The organism is Streptomyces sp. NPDC016562, assembly GCF_043076955.1.
Taxonomy (GTDB): Bacteria; Actinomycetota; Actinomycetes; order Streptomycetales; family Streptomycetaceae; genus Streptomyces.
Genome location: NZ_JBIBRZ010000006.1, coordinates 263,462 through 281,757 on the forward strand (window position 1 = coordinate 263,462; position 18,296 = coordinate 281,757).

Consider the following 18,296-nt stretch of genomic DNA (forward strand, 5'->3'; position numbering starts at 1 on the left):
CGTGGATCGATCCGGGGCAGCGGGGATGACAGAGCGGGACGGCGGTGGTGGGTCAGTCCTCGACCACCAGGGCCGGGGTGGACTTCGTGAGGACCTCGCCGCGGAAGAAGGCCGGGCTGCGGCGTTCGGTGACGAACATGATCACCAGGCCGAGGGCCAGCAGGCCGACGCCGATGATGAAGACGCTGCCGACGCCGAGGACGGTGGAGCCGGAGCCGTAGGCCGGGTCCCACATGTCGAAGAGGGTCTTGAAGAACACCGCGGCCAGCAGCACACCGCCCAGCGCCGGGAAGACGCCCTTGAAGAGCAGGTCGCGTCCGGAGCGGCGCAGTTCGCCGCGGAAGTACCAGACGCAGGCGAAGGCCGTCAGCGAGTAGTAGAAGCAGATCATCAGGCCGAGCGCGAAGATCGTGTCGGTCAGGACGTTCTCACTGACCAGGGTCATCACCGTGTAGAAGACGCCGGTGGCGACGCCCGCCATGACGGTGGCGCGGCCCGGGGTCTTGAACTTCGGGTGGACCTCGGCGTACGCGGGCGGCAGCGCCTCGTACGTCGACATGGCGAGGACCGTACGGGCCACCGGGATGAAGGTGGTCTGCAGGGACGCGGCGGCGGAGGCCAGGACGGCGACGAAGAGCAGGACGCCGAGCATCGGGCCCATGACCGGGCCGGCGAGGGCCGCGAAGACGTTGTCGGAGGTCTCCTCGTTGGCCAGGCCGAGGCCTTCGCCGCCGGAGCCGACGGCCATCTGGGCGGCGATGCCGGTGGCGAGGTACGAGCCGACCAGGACGACCATCGCGATGAGCGAGGCGCGGCCGGGGGTCTTCGTGGAGCCGGTGGTCTCCTCGTTGGTGGCCAGGCAGGCGTCCCAGCCCCAGTACATGAAGATCGAGAGCGAGAGTCCGGCGGTGAAGGCCGCCATGGACTCGACCGCGAAGGGGTTCATCCAGGACCAGGAGAAGTCCAGGCCGGTGTCGAAGGTGCCGGCGGAGGCCTTCTGGAAGGCCATCGCGACGAAGATGGCGAGCACGGCGAGCTGGAGGCCGACGAGCGCGTACTGGACGCCCTTGGTGGCGGTCATGCCGCGGTAGCTGATGGCGGTCGCGATGGCGATCAGGGTCAGGCAGGTGGTGATGTGGACGAGCTTGTTGTCGTCCAGGGCCGCGATCGACGGATTGTTAGTAATCTCGCCGGCCAGCAGCCAGAAGTAGGAGGTGGCGACGCCCGCGAGGTTGGAGAGCACGATGATCGTGGCGATCACCAGGCCCCAGCCGCACATCCAGCCGATCCGGGGGCCGAAGGCCTTGACGGTCCAGGTGAAGGAGGTGCCGCAGTCCGGCATGGCCTTGTTGAGCTCGCGGTAGGCGAAGGCGACGAGCAGCATCGGGAGGAAGCCGGCGAGGAAGATCGCCGGCATCTGCATGCCGACCTCTCCGGCCGTGGAGCCGAGGGTCGAGGTGAGGCAGTAGACGGGGGCGACGGTGGAGATGCCGATGACGGCGCTTCCCACCAGTCCGACCGAACCCTTGCCGAGGCCCTTGCCGCGCACGTCGCCCTCGGCGACGCCGTTTACCGTGTCTCCGGCCTGAGGCCGAACGTCCAGCTGAGTCATGGGTCAGGACGTTAGATGGTGCGCATTCCACATCTGGAGGATTCAACTCCGGAATTGGAGAGCCTCGAATGCCTTCGAATGCTGACATCGAGACGCTCGTGGGCGAGCAATGGAAGGTCGACGCCGGAAAACGTCCATGGTTCAACAGGCCGCGGCCACAGGCTTTCACCATACGGAAACCGCAGCCATGTCCGTTTTGCCCGTTTCTAAACTTTCCCTCATCACTTTGTGGTGACCACCGGTAACGGCGGGGCGAGACCAGTTTTGCCGTGCACATGATCACGCTCTAGAGTCGCGGCCGTTCTAGATCATTTACGGGGAGACACAGCGCGCATGCGTACTTCACCACTCCTGGCCTCGGTCACCGCGGTCACGGCCCTGCTCACCCTCACCGCCTGCGGAGGCGGCGGCGACACCGCGGCCGGCGGGGCCGGCGTCGGTGTCGTCGGCGGCGCCGGTGGCTCCGGCGGGGATTCCGTGGCCGGAGCCGGCGGCCACGCCAACGGCACCGGCGACGGCGGACCGAACGAGGGCACCCTGGACAACCCCACGAAGAACGGCGGGGTCAACGGGAACGCGCCGAAGAACGGCACCGCCTTCCAGCAGCTGCCGAGGGCGGGGACGATGGCCGCGGCCGCCCGCTTCGTCAACGGATTCACGCGGTGCGACCCGATCAGCACCGATCCCGGGAGCGACGGACCGAGCGAGGGCCCAAAGATCGAGTACGGCAAGCCCTACTCCGTCACCGAGGTCGGCTACTGCGGCAGGCGCAACGTCACCACCATCTACATGATCAAGGACCCCAAGGTCTTCCAGACGGCCTTCAAGGCCGAGGTCGACGCGAAGAAGGGCAGCGGGAACCCCAACAGCGGCATCGTCGTCGGTCAGGACTTCGCCATGGGATCCGAGAGCTCGGAGGCCATGAGCGCGCTGCTGAAGCCGCAGGCCGGGCTGCTGATGCTGAACTGCCACCCCGACTTCAACCCGCCGAGCGGCTTCCGGAAGGAACCCGCCCTGGTGAAGGGCTGTGTCCTGACCGACTACTACAAGGACTGACGGACTGAGGGACTGAGGGCGGGACGAGGGACCGGGGCCGGGTTCAGCCGGCCCAGACGATCGACTGGACCTCGCTGTAGGCGTGCAGCGCGTACGAGCCCACGTCCCGGCCGACCCCGGACCGCTTGAAGCCGCCGAACGGCGCCTCCATGTTCCGCCCGATGGTGTTCACGCCGACCCCACCCGAACGGAGCCGGCGTGCCACCCGGAACGCGCGCGAGGAGTCACCCGACCACACGTAGCTGATCAGCCCGAAGTCGGAGTCGTTGGCCAGGGCGACGGCCTCCTCCTCCGTGTCGAAGGGGACGACCACCACGACCGGTCCGAAGATCTCCTCACGGACCACCCGCATGTCGTTGGTGCAGTCCACCAGGAGGGTGGGGGCGACGTAGAAGCCGCGGCCGTCCCCCACCACCGGGCGCTCGCCGCCGTACGCGATGCGCGCGCCCTCCTTCTTCCCCAGCTCGACGTACGACTCCACGCGGTCGCGGTGCGCCGCCGAGATCACCGGCCCCACCACCGTGCCCCGATCGGCCGGGTCCCCGACCTTCATGAAGGCCAGGTAGCCGGTGAGCTTCTCGATGAGCCGGTCGTGGACCGCCCGGTGCGCGATCACCCGGGTCGGGGCCGTACAGATCTGCCCGGAGTAGAAGGAGAAGGTGGTGCCGATGCCCAGCACCGCCGCGTCCAGGTCGGCGTCCTCGAAGACGATCGCCGCGCCCTTGCCGCCCAGCTCCATCAGCTGCCGCTTCATCGTGCGGCCGCAGACCTCCGCGATGCGCTGGCCGACGCCGGTGGAACCGGTGAAGGACACCATGTCCACGTACGGGGAGTCCACCGCGGCCTCGCCGACCTCCACGGACTGCCCGTTCACCACGTTGACCACGCCCGCCGGGACCCCGGCCTCCGCGAGCGCCTCCGCCATCTTGAACACCGACAGCGGGTCCTGCGGGGCCGGTTTGACCACCACCGTGTTGCCCATGGCCAGGGCCGGGGCCACCTTGCCCGCCGGGTTCGCCCACGGGTTGTTGTACGAGGTGATGCAGGTGACCACGCCGACCGGCTGGCGCACCTCCAGCGCGCCCAGGATGCTCGCCCTGCCCATCGGGCCCGCCTCCGTGACCTGCGGCGGGAGGCCCCTCTCGACGGGTTCCAGCGCCCCGCGCGCATACCTGCGGAAACGGGCCACCCCGACGCCGACCTGCATGGCGCGGGCGATCCCGCTCGGGGCGCCCGTCTCCGCCCGGGCCAGCGCCGACCACGGCTCGAACTCCCGCTGCATGATGTCCGCGGCCCGGTCGAGGATCGCGGCCCGCGCCTCCGGCGTCGTACGGGACCAGGCCCCGAAGGCCTCGGCCGCGGCGCGCGCCGCCTGCGCGACCTGCGCCCGGGAGGCCTCGGGGGCGAGCCCGACCACCGACTCGTCCGCCGGGTTGACCACCTCGTAGTGACCGCCGTCGGGCTCGACCCACTCGCCGCCGATGTAAAGCCTCTGCGCGCCCGTGGGCGCCCCTGCCCCTGCCCCTGCTTCGCTCACCGGGTGCTCACCGTCCGCGTGTCCCGGCCCGACCTGAGGACGATGCCCGGCACGGCCCCCGTCACCTGGTCGTCGCGGATGGTCTCCACGCCGTTGACGCGGACCGAGACGATGCCGACGGCGCGCGCGTCCAGCCGCGGGCTGTCCCCCGGCAGGTCGTGGACCAGCGTCGCCGGACCGGCCTCGATGCGTTCCGGGTCGAAGAGGACGAGGTCCGCGTGGTAGCCCTCGGCGAGGCGGCCGCGCTCGCGCAGCCCGAACAGCTGGGCCGGATCGTCCGTGAGCATCCGTACGGCCTGCTCCAGCGGCACGAGCTTGCGCCCGCGCAGGCAGTCGCCGAGGAACCGGGTCGTGTACGGGGCCCCGCACATCCGGTCCAGGTGCGCGCCGGCGTCGGAGCCGCCGAGCATGACGTCCTCGTGCTGCCAGGTCTCGGCGCGCAGGGCCCAGCTCGCCGGGTCGTTGTCGGTGGGCATCGGCCACAGGATCGTCCGCAGGTCGTCGTTGGCGCAGATCTCGACGAGGCACTGGAAGGCGTCCTGGCCGCGCTCGGCGGCGATGTCGTTGACGACGCGGCCGGAGAGGCCCTCGTTCTCCTTGCTGTAGGTGTCACCGATGACGTACCGCCCGAAGTTGGCGAGGCGCCGGAAGACGCCGGCCTCCTTGCTGTCGGCGCGGCGCAGCATCTCGGCCCGTACGTCGGCGTCGCGGAGCTTCTCGATCCGCTCGGGGACGGGCAGGCCGAGGATCTCGCCCCAGCCGGGGATGAGGTTGAGCGCGCAGAAGGTGCCGAGGGACATGTTCATGGGGGTGAGGATCGGCATGGTCAGCGCGACGATCCGGCCGCCGGCCTTGCGGGCGCGCTCGCTGGGGACCAGCTGGCGCGGGACGCGCTCGGGGACGGAGGCGTCGATGGTGAGCACGTTCCAGTTCAGGGGGCGCCCGGCGGCGGCGCTCATCTCGACGAAGAGGTCGATCTCCTCGTCCGCGAACTGGTCGAGGCAGCCGGCGACGATCGCTTCGAGCTGCGTGCCCTCGTGTTCGGCGACGGCTCGGGAGAGTGCGATCAGCTCTTCGGGCTTGGCGTGCCGGGAGGCGACGGGGGCGCCGGAGCCGTCGGAGTGGGTGGAGGACTGGGTGGTGGACAGGCCCCAGGCGCCGGCGTTCATGGCGTCGTGGAGGAGGTCGAGCATCTGCTGCATCTGCTCGGGGGTGGGCTGTCCGCCGACGGCGTCCTCGCCCATGACGTGGCGGCGCAGGGCGCAGTGGCCGACCATGAAGCCGGCGTTGACGGCGATCCGGCCGTCGAGCGCGTCGAGGTACTCGCCGAAGGTGGACCAGGTCCAGTCGACGCCCTCCTCCAGGGCCTTGAGGGCCATGCCCTCGACCTTGCTCATCATGCGGCGCGTGTAGTCGGCGTCCTCGGGGCGGGCGGGGTTGAGCGGCGCGAGGGTGAAGCCGCAGTTCCCGCCGGCGACGGTGGTCACGCCGTGGTTCATGGAGGGCGTGGCGTAGGGGTCCCAGAAGAGCTGGGCGTCGTAGTGCGTGTGCGGGTCGATGAAGCCGGGGGTGAGGACCAGCCCGGTGGCGTCCTCGCTGGTGCGGGCCTCTTCGGTGACGGTCCCGGGAGCGGCGATGACGGCGATCCGCCCGTCGCGGATACCGAGGTCTGCGACGCGGGCGGGGGCGCCGGTGCCGTCCACGACGGTCGCTCCGCGAATGAGGTGGTCGAGCATGCGGTTCCCCTCCTGATGCGGCGCCCGCGCCCTGACCGGGCGGGCGGGCGATTCCTGTCCGTACGACTGACGTCGAGCTGTACCGATCCCCCCGGGCGGGTCGCGGCGGCACCGGCTGGCCCTGCCGGGCCGGGCGTTGCGACTGCGTCGAGCGCGGCCGGTCCCCGGCGGGGACGCGGGGCGGGCCGGAGCGCGTCCGGCAGGCCGCTGCCGGCCGCGTTCCGGCCCCTCCCCTGCGGGGGCGGCGGTCCGGGAAGACACCACCCCCGCGTACGGGGCCCTACGGGGCCCCAGCCCGACCCGGCCCACGGACCGGGACCACGTCCAGGTCCGGCCCGCCGCCGAGACGGAGTTGCGGCACCCGCCGAGCCGCGCCCTGGCCGATCCAGAGCCGAAGGCTCCGAACGGCCGAGGCCCAAGACCGACCCCAGGGCCCGGGGTCCGGGGCCGCGCCCCGGGCCGGGGTCCGGGGTGCGCCCCGGGCCGGGGTCCGGGGTGCGCCCCGGGCCGGGGTCCGGGGTGCGCCCCGGGCCGGGGTCCGGGGTGCGCTCCCGGGCGCTGGGTTCGGGTCGGGGCCCGGAGCGGGCTGCGGGAGGGCTGCCGGTGCCAGTGCTAAACGGACTGGCGGAAGCGGGTCGTGCGGTGGATCGGGTCCGTGTCGATGGACGGGATCACGTGTTCGCCGATCAGTTTGATCGTGGTCATCGTGTCCTCGTAGGACATCCCGGTCGGCAGGCCGAAGGACAGCTGGTCGGCGCCCGCCTGCTCCCAGCGCTTGCACTGCGCGCGGACCTCCGACGGGTCACCGCAGATCAGCAGCTCCTCCGCGATGAGCAGTTCGATGATCTCCGCGTTGTACTCGGGGAGCGTCTCCGGCCACTGCGGAATCGCCTCCGGCCGCGGGAAGGTGTCGTGGTAGCGAAAGACCAGCGACTGGAAGCGGTTCATGTTCGCGTTGACCGCGATCTCCACCGCCTTCTCGTGCGTCTCCGCGCAGATCGCCGTCGACGTGACCATGACGTTGTCGTTGACGAAGGCACCGATCGCCTTCGCCTCCTGGATGGCCGTCTTGTACTGGTCCAGGACCCAGCTCATGTCCGAGACCTTCTGCACGCTGAAGCCCAGCACGCCGAGCCCCTTCTTGGCCGCCATCGCGTACGAGGACGGGGACCCGGCGGCGTACCACATGGCCGGGTGCCCCTTCCCGTACGGCTTGGGGAAGATCTTCCGCGGTGGCAGGGACCAGTGCTTGCCCTGGAACCCCTCGTATTCCTCCTGGAGGAACATCTTGGGGAACTCCGCGATCGTCTCCTCCCAGATCTCCTTCGTGCCGTTCATGTCCTCGATGCCCGGCAGGAAGCCGAGGATCTCGTGGCTGCCCGCACCGCGGCCGGTGCCGAATTCGAAGCGGCCCTTGGAGAGGTGGTCGAGCATGGTGACCTTCTCGGCCACCTTGACCGGGTGGTTCACCGGCGCCAGCGGGTTGAAGATGCCCGAGCCGAGGTGGATGCGTTCGGTGGCGTGGGCGAGGTACCCGAGGAACACCTCGTTCGCCGACAGGTGCGAGTACTCCTCCAGGAAGTGGTGCTCGGAGGCCCAGGCGTACTTGAAGCCCGACTTGTCCGCCTGGATGACGTACTCGGTCTCCTCGATCAGCGCCTTGTGCTCTGCCTCGGGGTCGACCTTGGATCGCGCCTCAGGCACGTATCCCTGCACAAAGAGCCCGAATTCCAAGGGGGTTCACCGTCCTTTGATTTCTGACGTTGCGTCAGATTCGATGACTCGACTGTTCCATCGCGAGGGGCGGAGCGTCAATAGCTGACGCTCCATCAGATGGACACACCCGGCGCCCCTCAGAGGATGCTGACGCCCGCCATCCAGCCGCCGTCGATGACGAAGGGCTGGCCGGTGATGTACGAGGAGTCCTCGCCGGTCAGGAAGAGCGCCAACCTGGCGATCTCCTCCGGCCGCCCCACGCGCCCCATCGGGACCACCCGCTTGTAGAGCTCCGCCATCGCGTCCCTGGCCTCGTCGGTCATGTTCGCCGGGTCGAGCAGCCCGGGGTTGGCCATCGGGGTGTCCACGGCGCCCGGGCACATCGCGTTGACGCGGATCCCCTTGCCCGCCAGCTCCAGCGCCGCCACCCGCGTCAGGCCGAGGATGGCCGCCTTCGTCGCGGCGTACGTCCCGACGTACGCCATGCCCGTCAGGCCCGTGTACGAGGAGGTGTTCACGATCGTGCCCCCGCCGGCCGCCTCGATCTCGGGCGCCACCGACTTGATCCCGAGGAAGGCGCCCACCTGGTTGACCTGCACCACCTGCTGGAACTCCTCCAGGGGCGTCGCGGTGAGCTCGTTGAAGCGCAGGATGCCCGCGTTGTTCACCAGGCCGTCGACCGGGCCGAAGGCCTCCTTCGCGACGGCGATCGCGGCCGCCCAGTCCTCCTCTCGGCTCACGTCCATCCGTACGTACCGGGCCCGGTCCTCACCGATGTCCTTGGCCACGGCCGCGCCCTGCTCGTCCAGTACGTCACCGAGGAGCACCTTGGCCCCCTCGGCGGCGAAGAGGCGGGCCTCCTGCTCGCCCTGGCCGCGCGCCGCGCCGGTGATGATCACGACGCGCCCGTCCAGCTTGCCCATGGGGACTCCTAGTCGTTGAGGTGGGGGGCCACCTCGGCCCCGAAGGCGGTGATCTGGTCGACGAGTTCGGCGCGGTCGCGGCTGCGGAAGCGCACCTGGATCTGGTCCACGCCGAGCGCCTTGTACTCCCTCAGCGACTCGGCCAGCGCCTGCGCCTTGCCGGTGAGGGTGCGGCGGCCGGTGTCCCAGCCGGGCTCGCCGACGTACAGCGCCTCGGTGATCGCACCGAACTCGATGGGGCCGCTGACCCCGGCCTCCTCGCGGAGCGCCTTGATACGGGCGATCTGCGCGGGCAGCGCGGAACGCGGGTCGCCCTGCGGGAGCCAGCCGTCCCCGCGCACGGCGGCCCGACGCACGGCGGCGGGCGAGGAGCCGCCCACCCAGACGGGGATCCGCTCCTGCGCGGGCCGGGGCAGCTGGCCGAGGTCCTTGAAGGAGAACCGCTCGCCCTCGTGCTCCGGGTACTCCTCGGGGCCGAGGGCGGCGCGCAGCGCGTCGAGGGTCTCGTCGAGGACGGCTCCGCGGCGGGCGAAGTCCACGCCGAGGATCTCGAACTCCTCCTGGACGTGCCCGGCGCCGACGCCGAGGATCAGCCGGCCGCCGGAGAGGTGGTCGAGCGTGGCGTACTGCTTGGCGCTGATCAGCGGGTGGCGCAGGCCGAGGATCGCGACGTGGCTCAGGAGCCGCACGCGCTCGGTGACGCCCGCGAGGAAGGACAGGGTGGCGACCGGGTCGTACCAGACGGTGCTCATCGGGCCCGCGAGCCGCCGCGGGATGGCGACGTGGTCGCAGGTCGCCACGTAGCCGAAGCCGGCCCGGTCGGCGGCGCGGGCCACCTCGGCGAGGTCGGTGGCGGTGGCCGCGGCCTCCCAGGGCTCGGCGTAGAGGGTGCTCTGGGACTGGATCGGGAGCTGCATCCCGCAGACCAGCCGACCTTCGGGAAATACGCGCGCCATGGCGGGCCCGCCTCGCCTTCGTCTGCCGATTCGTCGTATCGGTGCGTGTGCCGGGCCATCGTCTTAGCTGACGGTCCGTCAGGCAAGGGGTCGGGGCGCAGAGGGTGCACGGACCCTGAGGCGGCCGCAACCCCGGAGCCGAATAACATGAGTTTTGTTACGATGGCTCCATGACCGAACAGCCCGCCCCCGGCGAGGGCCCGACCCGGCCGGTGTCCGTCTCGCTGCACGAGGGGACGATCGCCGCGCTCAAAGCACGCACGGGCAAGCGCGGCATGTCCGCATACATCGAGTCGCTTGTTCAGCGGCAGCTGGAGCGCGACCGGCTCCGCGAGCTGATCGAGGACTCCGAGTCCGTGAACGGGCCGGCCGACCAGGCTGCCGTCGAAGCCAGGCGAGCGATTCTGCGCGGCGAGACCGCAGCCTCGTCGGACGCCGCGTGAGCGGTGCTCTGGTCCTCGACTGCGAGGGGCTCTCCCGGCTCGTGCGTCAGGACCGCGGCCTGCTGGAGTGGCTGACGGCCGCCGAGGCCGAGGACGTTCGAGTGCTGGTCAGCTCAGTCACCCTCGTCGAGGCGCGCGACCCCCGGGTGAACCAGGCCCGGTACGACTACGCCGTCTCCCGCGTGAACATCATCGCGCCGAGCGAGGCCATCGCACGGCACGCGAGCAAGCTGCTGGCCGCCGCCGGGCTGCACGGACACAAGTACGCACTGGACGCCATCGTGGCTGCGACCGCCCTCGATCAGCCCGGACCCGTCACGTTGCTCACCTCGGATCCCGAGGACCTGTCCGCACTGTGCGGGAAGCGGGTGCGAGTCGCCGGGATCTGACGGCGGAGCCGTCAGAAGCCTTCCGGACCCATCACGATGACCGGCTTCGCCGCCGGGTCCAGGGTCTCCAGGACCTTCTTCATGGCCGCCTTCGGGATACCGACGCAGCCCTGGGAGGGGCCGTCGTGGTCCACGTGCAGCCAGATGTTGCCGCCCTTGCGCTCGCCGTCCGGCTTGGTGGCGTCCAGCGGGGACGTGCCCGGCTTGCGGTTGAAGTCGATCGCGACGACGTAGTCGAAGGAGCCCGCCAGGGACTCGCCGTTCACGCCGCGGCCCGTCGCCACGAACGCGCTGTCCTTGTCGTACGGGAGCCGCGTCCCGGGCGGCTTCGGCAGCAGGCCGCCCGCGTCGGTGAGGGCGAAGACGCCCTGCGGGGAGGTCAGGTCCCCGTACGTGCGCTCCGTGGACCAGCCCTTGGCCCCGTTGCGCGCCGGCCAGCTCTCGCCGCGCACCCAGTCGGCGCCGGCCGCGGGCCGCGTGTAGAGGGTGGCGGTGGACTCCGAGGAGTCCTTGCCCTTGCCGGTGACCAGGATGAGCTGGCGCGACTCGGCCGGGATCCGCTGCCGGGTCTGCTCGCTGATGCCGCTCAGCCCCTGGAGGGCGAGCCGCCGGGCGTCACGCGCGGCGCGGTCCTCGGCCGGCGGGCGGGAGTCCGCGCGGGCCTGCGGGGTGGCGCCCGCCTCTTGCGAGTGCTGGGCCGTGTACACCCAGCCCGCCCCGAAGGTCAGCAGGCCGAAGGTAGCGGCGAGCGCCACACGGCGCGACGGACGGGTCGAGCCGCCCGTGCGGGGCGTGCGGGGCTTGCGCGAGCGCGCGCGGCGGTGCTTGCTCATTGAACCGACCGTACAGCAGCCGACCTTCGCAGCCCGTGCACTGCGCGGGCGTGCCCGGCCGGTCCGGTGGTGGACAGCGGACGCGGAGCACCGGCCGCCCTCCCGCTCCGGGTCGGGCCCGGCCGCCCGTGCCGCCCCGCGCGCGCCCGCGACCGTACGCGCGCCCGCGGCCCGACCGCCGCCCCGACCGCCACCCCGGGGCCGGGCCCCAACCGCCCGCCCCCACCTGCGGTGTGGCGCCGCTCGGCGCGTCTGCGGTACGGCTCCCCCGGAGCCTCGGCACGTCGGGCGAACCGGTCACCGGACCCCGGGCCCGCCGACGCCGGGCCCGGCCCGCCGCCGGGCGGCGAGGGCAGCGAGGGCGGCGACGAGGCGGTTCGGCCGGGCGCGCGGTGTGTGACGCACCGCATGGCCCGGCGGGTCGCCACCGCGCGGGCGGTGTGTCCGGTCTGCGGCGTACGACCCCTTGCGCACCGCGCGGGCTCAAGTGTCCGGTATGCGGTGTACGGCCGCTGCGCACCGGCCGACGGGGCGGCCGACCGGGTGGTCGACCGGGCAGGCGGCAATCCCGTACCGCCCGGCCGATCACGGGCGTACGCTGAAGGATGCGAACTCCACGTCACGCGGCGCGCGTTGTCATCGTCTCCCCGGCCGGATCGGTGTTCCTCTTCCGCGAGGACAACGTGGAGGTCGGCATCCACTGGCTGCCGCCCGGCGGCGGGATCGACCCCGGCGAGAGCCCCGAGGACTGCGTGCGGCGCGAGCTGCGCGAGGAGACCGGGTGGACCGACCTGGAGCCGGGGCGGCTGCTCTGCACGTGGGAGCACGACTTCACGCACCAGGGGATCCCGGTCCGCCAGCACGAGCACATCTACCTCACCCGCGGACCCCGTCGCGAACCGGTCCTGGAGTACCCCGGCATCCACTGGCAGTGGCTCTCGCCGGAGCGCCTGGCCACCCTCGGCGAACCGCTCTGGCCGCCGCGCCTCCCGGACCTCCTGACGAACGGCCCGGCGGAGCCCGTCCACTTGGGGCTGCTGGCCTGAGCCCGTGCGCCGGGGCGCCGCCCGTCAGCCCTTGCGGGTGGCCTTGGCGTACAGCGAGGCGGCGTACTCCCCGAGCACGGTGCTGGTCGACACGTCGTCCGTGTCCCCGCCCGTGAGGATGCCGATGATCCTCCCGTCGCGGGCGATCCACGCACTGCCGCTGGTGCCGCCGGGGAAGTCGGCGCAGTCGAAGCGCTGTTGGGTCTCGCTCTCGCGCACGGCGACCGCGGTGCACGTCCGGGGCACCTTGCGGTCGGCGGGGTAGCCGGTGACGGTGACCTCCTCGCCCGCGCGGCCGCTGGTGTCGAGCACCGCCGCGCCGGTCACGTCCTCGATGGTGCGGCCCTTGTCGTCGGGGGCGAGGCGGGCGAAGGCGAGGTCGTAGTCGTCGTCCGTGCCCTCGGACCACCGGTCGTCCTCGAAGACCTCCTCGATCTTCCAGGTGCCGTAGGGGGCGAAGCCGTTCGCGTACGCGGGGGCGAACACGGCGCTCCCGCCGTCCTGCTGCCCGTCGAGGAGACAGTGCCCGGCCGTGATGATCATGTTCTTGCCGGGGCTGTGGACGACGGTGGCGGTGCAGAAGTGATCGCTGTCCAGGCCGTTCGTGAACAGGGCCCCGGTGAAGGCCGCGGGCCCACCGGGCGGTGGGGTGACGGCCGGCGGCAGCGTCGTCGCGGGCGGGGCGGAGAGCTGCGGCTTGGCCGCCTGGGAGCGCGAGGAAGCGGTCGGCGATCCCGTCGGCGCGGCCTTGGCGGAGTGCGCGGCCGGCGCCCCTTCCGGCGGCGGCACCAACTCGGCCACCGCGGCGGAGGCCCCCAACGCCGCCACAGCACACAGCACCGTCGTCACGACGGTCCGCTTGTCCACCGGCATGATGATCCCTCCGCTGCGCCCCGGCGAAGCATGCCCCGCGAGCGGGGGCGGTTGCAAGGGGAGGGGTACGGGGGTGCGGGGTTGGGGGGCGACGGGCCCCGGCTCACCCGCGCCCCAGCACCACCGTCCCCGACGAGCAGAACCAGCCGCCCGTGCCCGAGGCCACCGCGACCTCCGGGAGGCGGCCGCCGCGTTTGGTGACCTGGCGGCCGGGGCCCGCCTCGCCGCGGAGCTGGTGGACCGCCTCGACCAGGAGGAACAGGCCCCGCATGCCGGGATGGCAGGCCGACAGGCCGCCTCCGTCGGTGTTGACCGGCAGCTCCCCGTCCCGCAGCAGGCGGCCCTTCTCCACGAAGGCCCCGCCCTCGCCCTTCGCGCAGAAGCCGAGGTCCTCCAGGGTCACCAGGGTCATGTAGGTGAAGGCGTCGTAGATCTCCGCGAGGTCCACGTCCGCCGGGGTGAGCCCCGCCCTCTCGAACGCCAGCCGGCCGGAGACCGCCGCCGGGGAGACCGTGAAGTCGTCCCACTGCGCCATGGACGTGTGGGAGACGGCGGTACCGGAGCCCAGGATCCACACGGGGGCCTTGGCCGTGTCGGGGACGAGGTCCTCGGCCGCGAGGAGCACCGCGCAGCCGCCGTCCGAGCGGATGCAGCAGTGCAGCTTCGTGAAGGGGTCCGCGATCATCTCGCCCGACAGGACCTCGTCCACGGTGATCGGGGCGCGGTACATGGCGTCCGGGTTCGTGGCCGCGTTCGCCCGCGCCTGGACGGCCACCGCGGCGAGCTGCTCCAGCGTCGTGCCGTACTCGTGCATGTGGCGGCGGGCGGCCATCGCGTACTTGGAGACCAGGGTGTGGCCGTAGGGCACCTCGAACTGGAGCGGTCCGCGCGCCCCGAAGGAGAGGTTCGCCGTCCTGCGGCGGGCCTTGATGTCCGCCCGGGCGGTGGATCCGTAGACCAGCAGGACCGCGTTGGCGTGGCCCGCGGCGATCGCGTCCGCCGCGTGGGCGGCCATGACCTCCCAGGTCGAGCCGCCCACCGAGGTGGAGTCGACCCAGGTGGGGCGCAGGCCGAGGTACTCGGCCACCTCGACCGGGGCGAGCGTGCCGAGGCCGGCCGAGGCGAAGCCGTCGATGACGGAGCGGTCCAGGCCGGAGTCGGCCAGGGCGCGCCGGGCGGCTTGGGCGTGCAGGGCGTAGGGGGTGGGGCCGTCCACGCGGCCGCAGTCCGAGAGGGCGACACCGACCACGGCGACCTTCCGGCGGGGGCGGGGGACCGTAGGGGAAGACGACATGGACCCGACGGTACATCTGATGGTGCGTCAGATACCAGATCCCGGCGGACGGTCGACGGACGGGGACGGAGGGGCGGACGCCAGGGGCGGAGCCCCGGGGCGGGCGGGGGAACCGGCCCGCCCGCCCCCTGGGCATCTGCCGCCGCCGGGCCTAACATGACGGCCCGTCAGATACGGGGAGGAGCCCGACGATGTATGCCGCCTTCACCGCGGAGCAGGAAGAGATACGCCGCACCCTGCGCGAGATCCTGGGCAAACGCTGCGGCCCCGACGAGGTCAAGGCCGCCGTCCGCACCGCCGCCGGACACGACCGCGAGCTGTGGCAACAGCTCGCCCGGCAGCTGGGGCTGCCGGGCCTCGCCATCGCCGAGGAGTACGGCGGCGTCGGCTGCGCCCCCGCCGACCTGGCCCTGGCCTGCGAGGAGACCGGGCGGGCGCTGCTGCCGTCGCCGCTGCTGGCCAGCGCCGTGCTCTGCGCACCCCTGATCACCGCGCTCGGCACCGCCGCTCAGCGCGCAGCCCTGCTCCCACCCCTCGCGGCCGGCGCGCTGACCGCCGCCCTCGCGGTCCCCGGCCCGGCGCTGGCCACCGCGCTCGCCCTGACCGGCGACGACGCCGACGGACAGTGGTCCGGCGGCGGCCGCGCGGGCGGGGTCCAGGCCCGCGCCGACGCGGCGGGCGGCGGCTGGCGGCTGTACGGGGAGGCCGCGCAGGTACTGGACGGGCACAGCGCCTCGGTGCTCCTGGTCGCCGCGCACACGGGCGGCTTCGCGCGCAGCCGTACGCTGCTGTTCCTCGTACGGGAGGGCGCGCCCGGGCTCACGCGCACCCGCCAGGCCGTCCTCGACGAGACCCGCCCGCAGGCCACGCTCGAACTACGCGACGTACCCGCGGAGTTGCTCGGCCGAGGCGACGGCCAAAGCGGCGGCCCAGCCGACGGCGGCAGCGACGCGCTCCGCGCCCTCGCCGCCACCGGGCGCACCGCCGCCGCTGTGCTCGCCGCCGAGGCCGTCGGCGCGGCCGGGCAGGCGCTGGCCCGCACCGTGGAGTACGTACGCCAGCGCGAGCAGTTCGGGCGGGCGATCGGCTCGTTCCAGGCGGTCAAGCACCGGCTCGCCGACCTCTACGTACAGGTGCAGGCGGCCCGCTCGGCGGCCTACTACGCCGCCTGGGACCCGGACCAGGGCGGGCTCGCCCTCGCCCAGGCCCTGGAGGCCCTGCGGATGACCGCGGGCGAGGCGATCCAGCTGCACGGCGGCATCGGCTTCACGTGGGAGCACGACGCGCACCTCTACTTCAAGCGGGCGGCGGCCGACGAGCTGCTGTTCGGCCCGGTCCACCGGCTGCGGGCGCACGCCGCGGCCCGAGCGGGCCTGTTCGCTCCCCCTCCCCCCGGCATCCCGTCCGCCCCGTCCGTCCCGTCCGTCGCACGAGAGAGGGCGGCCGTCTGATGGCTCCCGGCGTCAAGCTGATCCAGAAGGTGTCCTCGACCATGCTGTTCGCGAAGGTCGCACCGCACGTCATCCCCGCCCTGGACAAGGCGGTGCACCGGCTCACCCGCGGCAAGGTCCTGCTCAGCGCCCGCATGCTGCCCGGCGTGATCCTCACGGCCAAGGGCGCCAGGACGGGCGAACCGCGCACCACCCCGCTCGCCTGCATGCCGGAGGACGGCGGGTCGAGCTGGGTGCTGATCGGCTCGAACTTCGGCCGGCCCGGCCACCCGGCGTGGACGGGCAACCTGCTCAAGCACCCGGACGCGCACGTGAGTTGGCAGGGCCGGGACATCGCCGTGCGGGCCCGGCTGCTGGCGGGCGAGGAACGCGCGGCGGCGTGGCAGGCGGTGCTGGGGTTCTGGCCGCCGTACGCGACGTACCAGGCGCGCATCGAGCGCGAGATCCGGCTCTTCCGCCTGGAGCGTCGCTGATCACAGGAGTACGGAAGAGGCGGACGCGGAGGAAGCGGACGCGGAAGAAGCGGACGCCGACAAGGCGTACGGAGAAGGAGTTCCGGACGGCGGACCCTGGACAGGGCCCGCCGTCACTTGGTCGGCTTCTTGCCCGTGATGCCGAGGTGGACGAGCAGCGCCAGGTTCGGCTTGAGCTCGGCCTGCTTGACGCCCCAGGCCTGGAAGCCCTTCTGGTGCGAGGCGACCGCTGCCAGCATCGCGACCAGCGAACCGGCCATCGCCGCCGGGCTCAGGTCCTTGTCGACCTTGCCCTTGGCCTGGAGCTCCTTCATCGATTCCGTGAGGGAGTTGGTGACCGAGTTCAGGATCTTCATGCGGATCTTGTAGAAGCGCTTGTCGCCCTCGGCCGCGCCGAGGTCGACGACCCGCAGGATCGCGTCGTTGCGCCGCCAGAACTCCAGGAAGCCCTCGACGAGTTCCTCGGCGGCCGCCCAACCGGACTTGCCGACCCAGGTCCGGCCCTCGACGAGCGAGGTCAGCTGCGCCCCTTCCGACGCCATGTGCTCGGCGATCTCCAGGACGGCGCCCTCGACGTCCGGGAAGTACTGGTAGAAGGTCGCGGGGGAGGTACCGGCCTTGCGGGCGACGTCGATCACTTTGACGTCGCGGTACGGCGAGGAGCTGAGCATCTCGCTGAGGCAGTCGAGCAGCTTCTGCCGCGTCGCCTGGCCGCGCCGGCCGGCGACACGCCCGTCGACGGTGCGTACTTGTCCTGTCATGCCGTCAGCTTACCGAGGGGTGATCGGCGCGCTATTCGGCCGCCTGCAAATGGGGTGACGGGGCCCCTGGCCTGGGCGGAAGGCGGTCGCGGGCGGCCCGGGGGGCCGATTTCGGACGCGACCCGCCCACCGCCCGCCCGCCGCCGGACCGACCCGCGCCCCCGTGCCCGGCTCGGGCGTGTCGCCCGGTTCCGCGAGGTATCCCCCGAATAGTCTTATCAACAGGCTGTGGACAAGTTTTCGGGCAGATCATGGCTGGGAGAGGTGGGAGGGTACACACCCCCGCACAACGGAAGGAACCGGGCCATGGCCGCATTCGCGGAAGGCGCACCCTGCTGGGTGGACGCCTCGCTCCCGGACGTCGAGGCGGGCAAGCGTTTCTACGGCGCGCTCTTCGGGTGGACCTTCGCCGACAGTGCGGGCGCCGAGTACGGCCACTACACGCAGGCCTACAGCCGCGGGCGCAACGTCGCCGCCCTCGCCCCCAAGCCCGACGGCCGGATGCCCACCGTATGGGGCGTCTACCTCTACACCACCGACGCCTACGCCTGCGCCCAGCGCATCCGCGCCGCCGGCGGCCAGATGGTGATGGACCCGATGTCCGTCGGCCCGTACGGGACCGCCGCGATGGCCGCCGACCCCGGCGGAGCCGTCTTCGGCCTCTGGCAGCCCGGCACCCACCACGGCTTCGAGGCCCAGCAGGAGCCGTACACGTACTGCTGGAGCGAGGTCTACACGCGGGCCCGCGACGCCGTCGACGTCTTCTACGCCAAGGTCTTCGGCTACGTCCCGCAGGACCAGGACGACGCCGGCGTGGAGTACCGCCTGTGGTCCCCGCCCGGCACCGCGCCCGGTACGGACACGGCCGTCCTGGGCCGCAGCCTGATCACCGACGCCTTCCCGGAGATCATGCCGGCGCACTTCCTCGTGTACTTCGCCGTCCCGGACTGCGACCAGTCCGTCGCGATGGCGCAGCGCCTCGGCGGGCGGGTCACCGCCGATCCCTTCGACACCCCCTACGGCCGGATCGCGGTCGTCGCCGACAATCAGGGGGCGGTCTTCGGGCTGCTCTCGGAGCCCCGGACCAAGCCCGGCGCCTAGCCGGGGCCCGCACGCGCCCCCGCTGCCCGGGCGGCCCCCCGGGCCCCGTGCCGGAGAGATCACACGGCGCTGCTCGCCGCGCCGGGGCCGGACCCG

Annotated in this window: 17 protein-coding genes; 7 read left to right on the forward strand and 10 right to left on the reverse strand. The window is 72.3% G+C overall.

What is annotated here, in order from left to right; all coding sequences use genetic code 11:
* Positions 1 to 52 precede the first annotated feature (52 nt).
* Positions 53 to 1,612 carry an APC family permease gene (locus tag ACF059_RS24785; RefSeq protein ID WP_392060863.1) on the reverse strand — a complete coding sequence of 520 codons (1,560 nt, stop codon included), beginning with the start codon at positions 1,610 to 1,612 and terminating at the stop codon, positions 53 to 55.
* 333 nt (positions 1,613 to 1,945) lie between these two features.
* Between ACF059_RS24785 and ACF059_RS24790 the strand changes: the two genes are divergently transcribed.
* The gene (locus ACF059_RS24790) at positions 1,946 to 2,668 is read left to right on the forward strand and encodes a hypothetical protein (protein ID WP_392060866.1); all 723 of its coding nucleotides are present in this window, start codon (positions 1,946 to 1,948) and stop codon (positions 2,666 to 2,668) included.
* A 43-nt stretch (positions 2,669 to 2,711) separates the two neighbouring features.
* On the opposite strand, the gene ACF059_RS24795 is transcribed toward ACF059_RS24790, so the two are convergent.
* From ACF059_RS24795 to ACF059_RS24815, 5 genes are all read right to left on the reverse strand, one after another.
* Positions 2,712 to 4,205 (reverse strand): aldehyde dehydrogenase family protein, encoded by a 1,494-nt coding sequence (locus ACF059_RS24795; protein ID WP_392060869.1) that lies wholly within the window; start codon positions 4,203 to 4,205, stop codon positions 2,712 to 2,714.
* Positions 4,202 to 5,941 (reverse strand): amidohydrolase family protein, encoded by a 1,740-nt coding sequence (locus tag ACF059_RS24800; protein ID WP_392060873.1) that lies wholly within the window; start codon positions 5,939 to 5,941, stop codon positions 4,202 to 4,204. Before ACF059_RS24800 ends, ACF059_RS24795 begins: the two co-directional genes overlap by 4 nt.
* 612 nt (positions 5,942 to 6,553) lie before the next feature.
* Positions 6,554 to 7,675, reverse strand: coding sequence for an LLM class flavin-dependent oxidoreductase (locus ACF059_RS24805; RefSeq protein WP_392060876.1), 1,122 nt, complete (start codon positions 7,673 to 7,675; stop codon positions 6,554 to 6,556).
* Between the two features lie 119 nt (positions 7,676 to 7,794).
* On the reverse strand, positions 7,795 to 8,580 hold the full coding sequence (locus ACF059_RS24810) for an SDR family NAD(P)-dependent oxidoreductase (RefSeq protein ID WP_392060879.1): 786 nt from the start codon (positions 8,578 to 8,580) through the stop codon (positions 7,795 to 7,797).
* Positions 8,581 to 8,588: 8 nt separating this feature from the next.
* Complete coding sequence (locus ACF059_RS24815; RefSeq protein ID WP_392060882.1) at positions 8,589 to 9,536, reverse strand: LLM class F420-dependent oxidoreductase; 948 nt, start codon at positions 9,534 to 9,536, stop codon at positions 8,589 to 8,591.
* Positions 9,537 to 9,706: 170 nt separating this feature from the next.
* On the opposite strand from ACF059_RS24815, the gene ACF059_RS24820 reads away from it, so the two are divergent.
* Both ACF059_RS24820 and ACF059_RS24825 read left to right on the forward strand, forming a co-directional pair.
* Positions 9,707 to 9,979: a hypothetical protein gene (locus tag ACF059_RS24820; protein WP_392060885.1), complete on the forward strand. Its 273-nt coding sequence runs from the start codon at positions 9,707 to 9,709 to the stop codon at positions 9,977 to 9,979.
* Entirely contained in the window at positions 9,976 to 10,368 is a 393-nt protein-coding gene (locus tag ACF059_RS24825) for a type II toxin-antitoxin system VapC family toxin (RefSeq protein ID WP_392060887.1), read from the forward strand. The genes ACF059_RS24820 and ACF059_RS24825 overlap by 4 nt, the downstream gene beginning before the upstream one ends.
* A gap of 11 nt (positions 10,369 to 10,379) precedes the next feature.
* Here the strand turns inward: ACF059_RS24825 and ACF059_RS24830 are convergent, their stop codons facing one another.
* Complete coding sequence (locus ACF059_RS24830) at positions 10,380 to 11,201, reverse strand: hypothetical protein (RefSeq protein WP_392060890.1); 822 nt, start codon at positions 11,199 to 11,201, stop codon at positions 10,380 to 10,382.
* Between the two features lie 605 nt (positions 11,202 to 11,806).
* Between ACF059_RS24830 and ACF059_RS24835 the strand changes: the two genes are divergently transcribed.
* Positions 11,807 to 12,247: an NUDIX hydrolase gene (locus tag ACF059_RS24835; RefSeq protein ID WP_392060893.1), complete on the forward strand. Its 441-nt coding sequence runs from the start codon at positions 11,807 to 11,809 to the stop codon at positions 12,245 to 12,247.
* Between the two features lie 24 nt (positions 12,248 to 12,271).
* Here ACF059_RS24835 and ACF059_RS24840 read toward each other — a convergent pair whose 3' ends face one another.
* Together ACF059_RS24840 and ACF059_RS24845 are read right to left on the reverse strand one after the other, a co-directional pair.
* On the reverse strand, positions 12,272 to 13,120 hold the full coding sequence (locus ACF059_RS24840; protein WP_392060895.1) for a trypsin-like serine peptidase: 849 nt from the start codon (positions 13,118 to 13,120) through the stop codon (positions 12,272 to 12,274).
* A 103-nt stretch (positions 13,121 to 13,223) separates the two neighbouring features.
* Entirely contained in the window at positions 13,224 to 14,414 is a 1,191-nt protein-coding gene (locus tag ACF059_RS24845; RefSeq protein ID WP_392060898.1) for an acetyl-CoA acetyltransferase, read from the reverse strand.
* A gap of 191 nt (positions 14,415 to 14,605) precedes the next feature.
* On the opposite strand from ACF059_RS24845, the gene ACF059_RS24850 reads away from it, so the two are divergent.
* Together ACF059_RS24850 and ACF059_RS24855 are read left to right on the forward strand one after the other, a co-directional pair.
* On the forward strand, positions 14,606 to 15,865 hold the full coding sequence (locus tag ACF059_RS24850) for an acyl-CoA dehydrogenase family protein (protein ID WP_392060901.1): 1,260 nt from the start codon (positions 14,606 to 14,608) through the stop codon (positions 15,863 to 15,865).
* Positions 15,865 to 16,338 (forward strand): nitroreductase family deazaflavin-dependent oxidoreductase, encoded by a 474-nt coding sequence (locus tag ACF059_RS24855; RefSeq protein ID WP_361946817.1) that lies wholly within the window; start codon positions 15,865 to 15,867, stop codon positions 16,336 to 16,338. Before ACF059_RS24850 ends, ACF059_RS24855 begins: the two co-directional genes overlap by 1 nt.
* A gap of 113 nt (positions 16,339 to 16,451) precedes the next feature.
* Here ACF059_RS24855 and ACF059_RS24860 read toward each other — a convergent pair whose 3' ends face one another.
* The gene (locus ACF059_RS24860; protein WP_366865695.1) at positions 16,452 to 17,099 is read right to left on the reverse strand and encodes a TetR family transcriptional regulator; all 648 of its coding nucleotides are present in this window, start codon (positions 17,097 to 17,099) and stop codon (positions 16,452 to 16,454) included.
* A 306-nt stretch (positions 17,100 to 17,405) separates the two neighbouring features.
* On the opposite strand from ACF059_RS24860, the gene ACF059_RS24865 reads away from it, so the two are divergent.
* Positions 17,406 to 18,200, forward strand: a complete 795-nt coding sequence (locus ACF059_RS24865; RefSeq protein WP_392060905.1) for a VOC family protein — start codon at positions 17,406 to 17,408, stop codon at positions 18,198 to 18,200.
* Positions 18,201 to 18,296: the final 96 nt, after the last annotated feature.

Coding starts and splice junctions, on each gene's coding strand:
- ACF059_RS24800 (WP_392060873.1), bottom strand. CDS start 5,941: ATGCTCGACCACCTCATTCGCGGAGCGACCGTCGTGGACGGCACCGGC.
- ACF059_RS24820 (WP_392060885.1), top strand. CDS start 9,707: ATGACCGAACAGCCCGCCCCCGGCGAGGGCCCGACCCGGCCGGTGTCC.
- ACF059_RS24835 (WP_392060893.1), top strand. CDS start 11,807: ATGCGAACTCCACGTCACGCGGCGCGCGTTGTCATCGTCTCCCCGGCC.
- ACF059_RS24845 (WP_392060898.1), bottom strand. CDS start 14,414: ATGTCGTCTTCCCCTACGGTCCCCCGCCCCCGCCGGAAGGTCGCCGTG.
- ACF059_RS24850 (WP_392060901.1), top strand. CDS start 14,606: ATGTATGCCGCCTTCACCGCGGAGCAGGAAGAGATACGCCGCACCCTG.
- ACF059_RS24815 (WP_392060882.1), bottom strand. CDS start 9,536: ATGGCGCGCGTATTTCCCGAAGGTCGGCTGGTCTGCGGGATGCAGCTC.
- ACF059_RS24830 (WP_392060890.1), bottom strand. CDS start 11,201: ATGAGCAAGCACCGCCGCGCGCGCTCGCGCAAGCCCCGCACGCCCCGC.
- ACF059_RS24810 (WP_392060879.1), bottom strand. CDS start 8,580: ATGGGCAAGCTGGACGGGCGCGTCGTGATCATCACCGGCGCGGCGCGC.
- ACF059_RS24785 (WP_392060863.1), bottom strand. CDS start 1,612: ATGACTCAGCTGGACGTTCGGCCTCAGGCCGGAGACACGGTAAACGGC.
- ACF059_RS24860 (WP_366865695.1), bottom strand. CDS start 17,099: ATGACAGGACAAGTACGCACCGTCGACGGGCGTGTCGCCGGCCGGCGC.
- ACF059_RS24855 (WP_361946817.1), top strand. CDS start 15,865: ATGGCTCCCGGCGTCAAGCTGATCCAGAAGGTGTCCTCGACCATGCTG.
- ACF059_RS24865 (WP_392060905.1), top strand. CDS start 17,406: ATGGCCGCATTCGCGGAAGGCGCACCCTGCTGGGTGGACGCCTCGCTC.
- ACF059_RS24840 (WP_392060895.1), bottom strand. CDS start 13,120: ATGCCGGTGGACAAGCGGACCGTCGTGACGACGGTGCTGTGTGCTGTG.
- ACF059_RS24790 (WP_392060866.1), top strand. CDS start 1,946: ATGCGTACTTCACCACTCCTGGCCTCGGTCACCGCGGTCACGGCCCTG.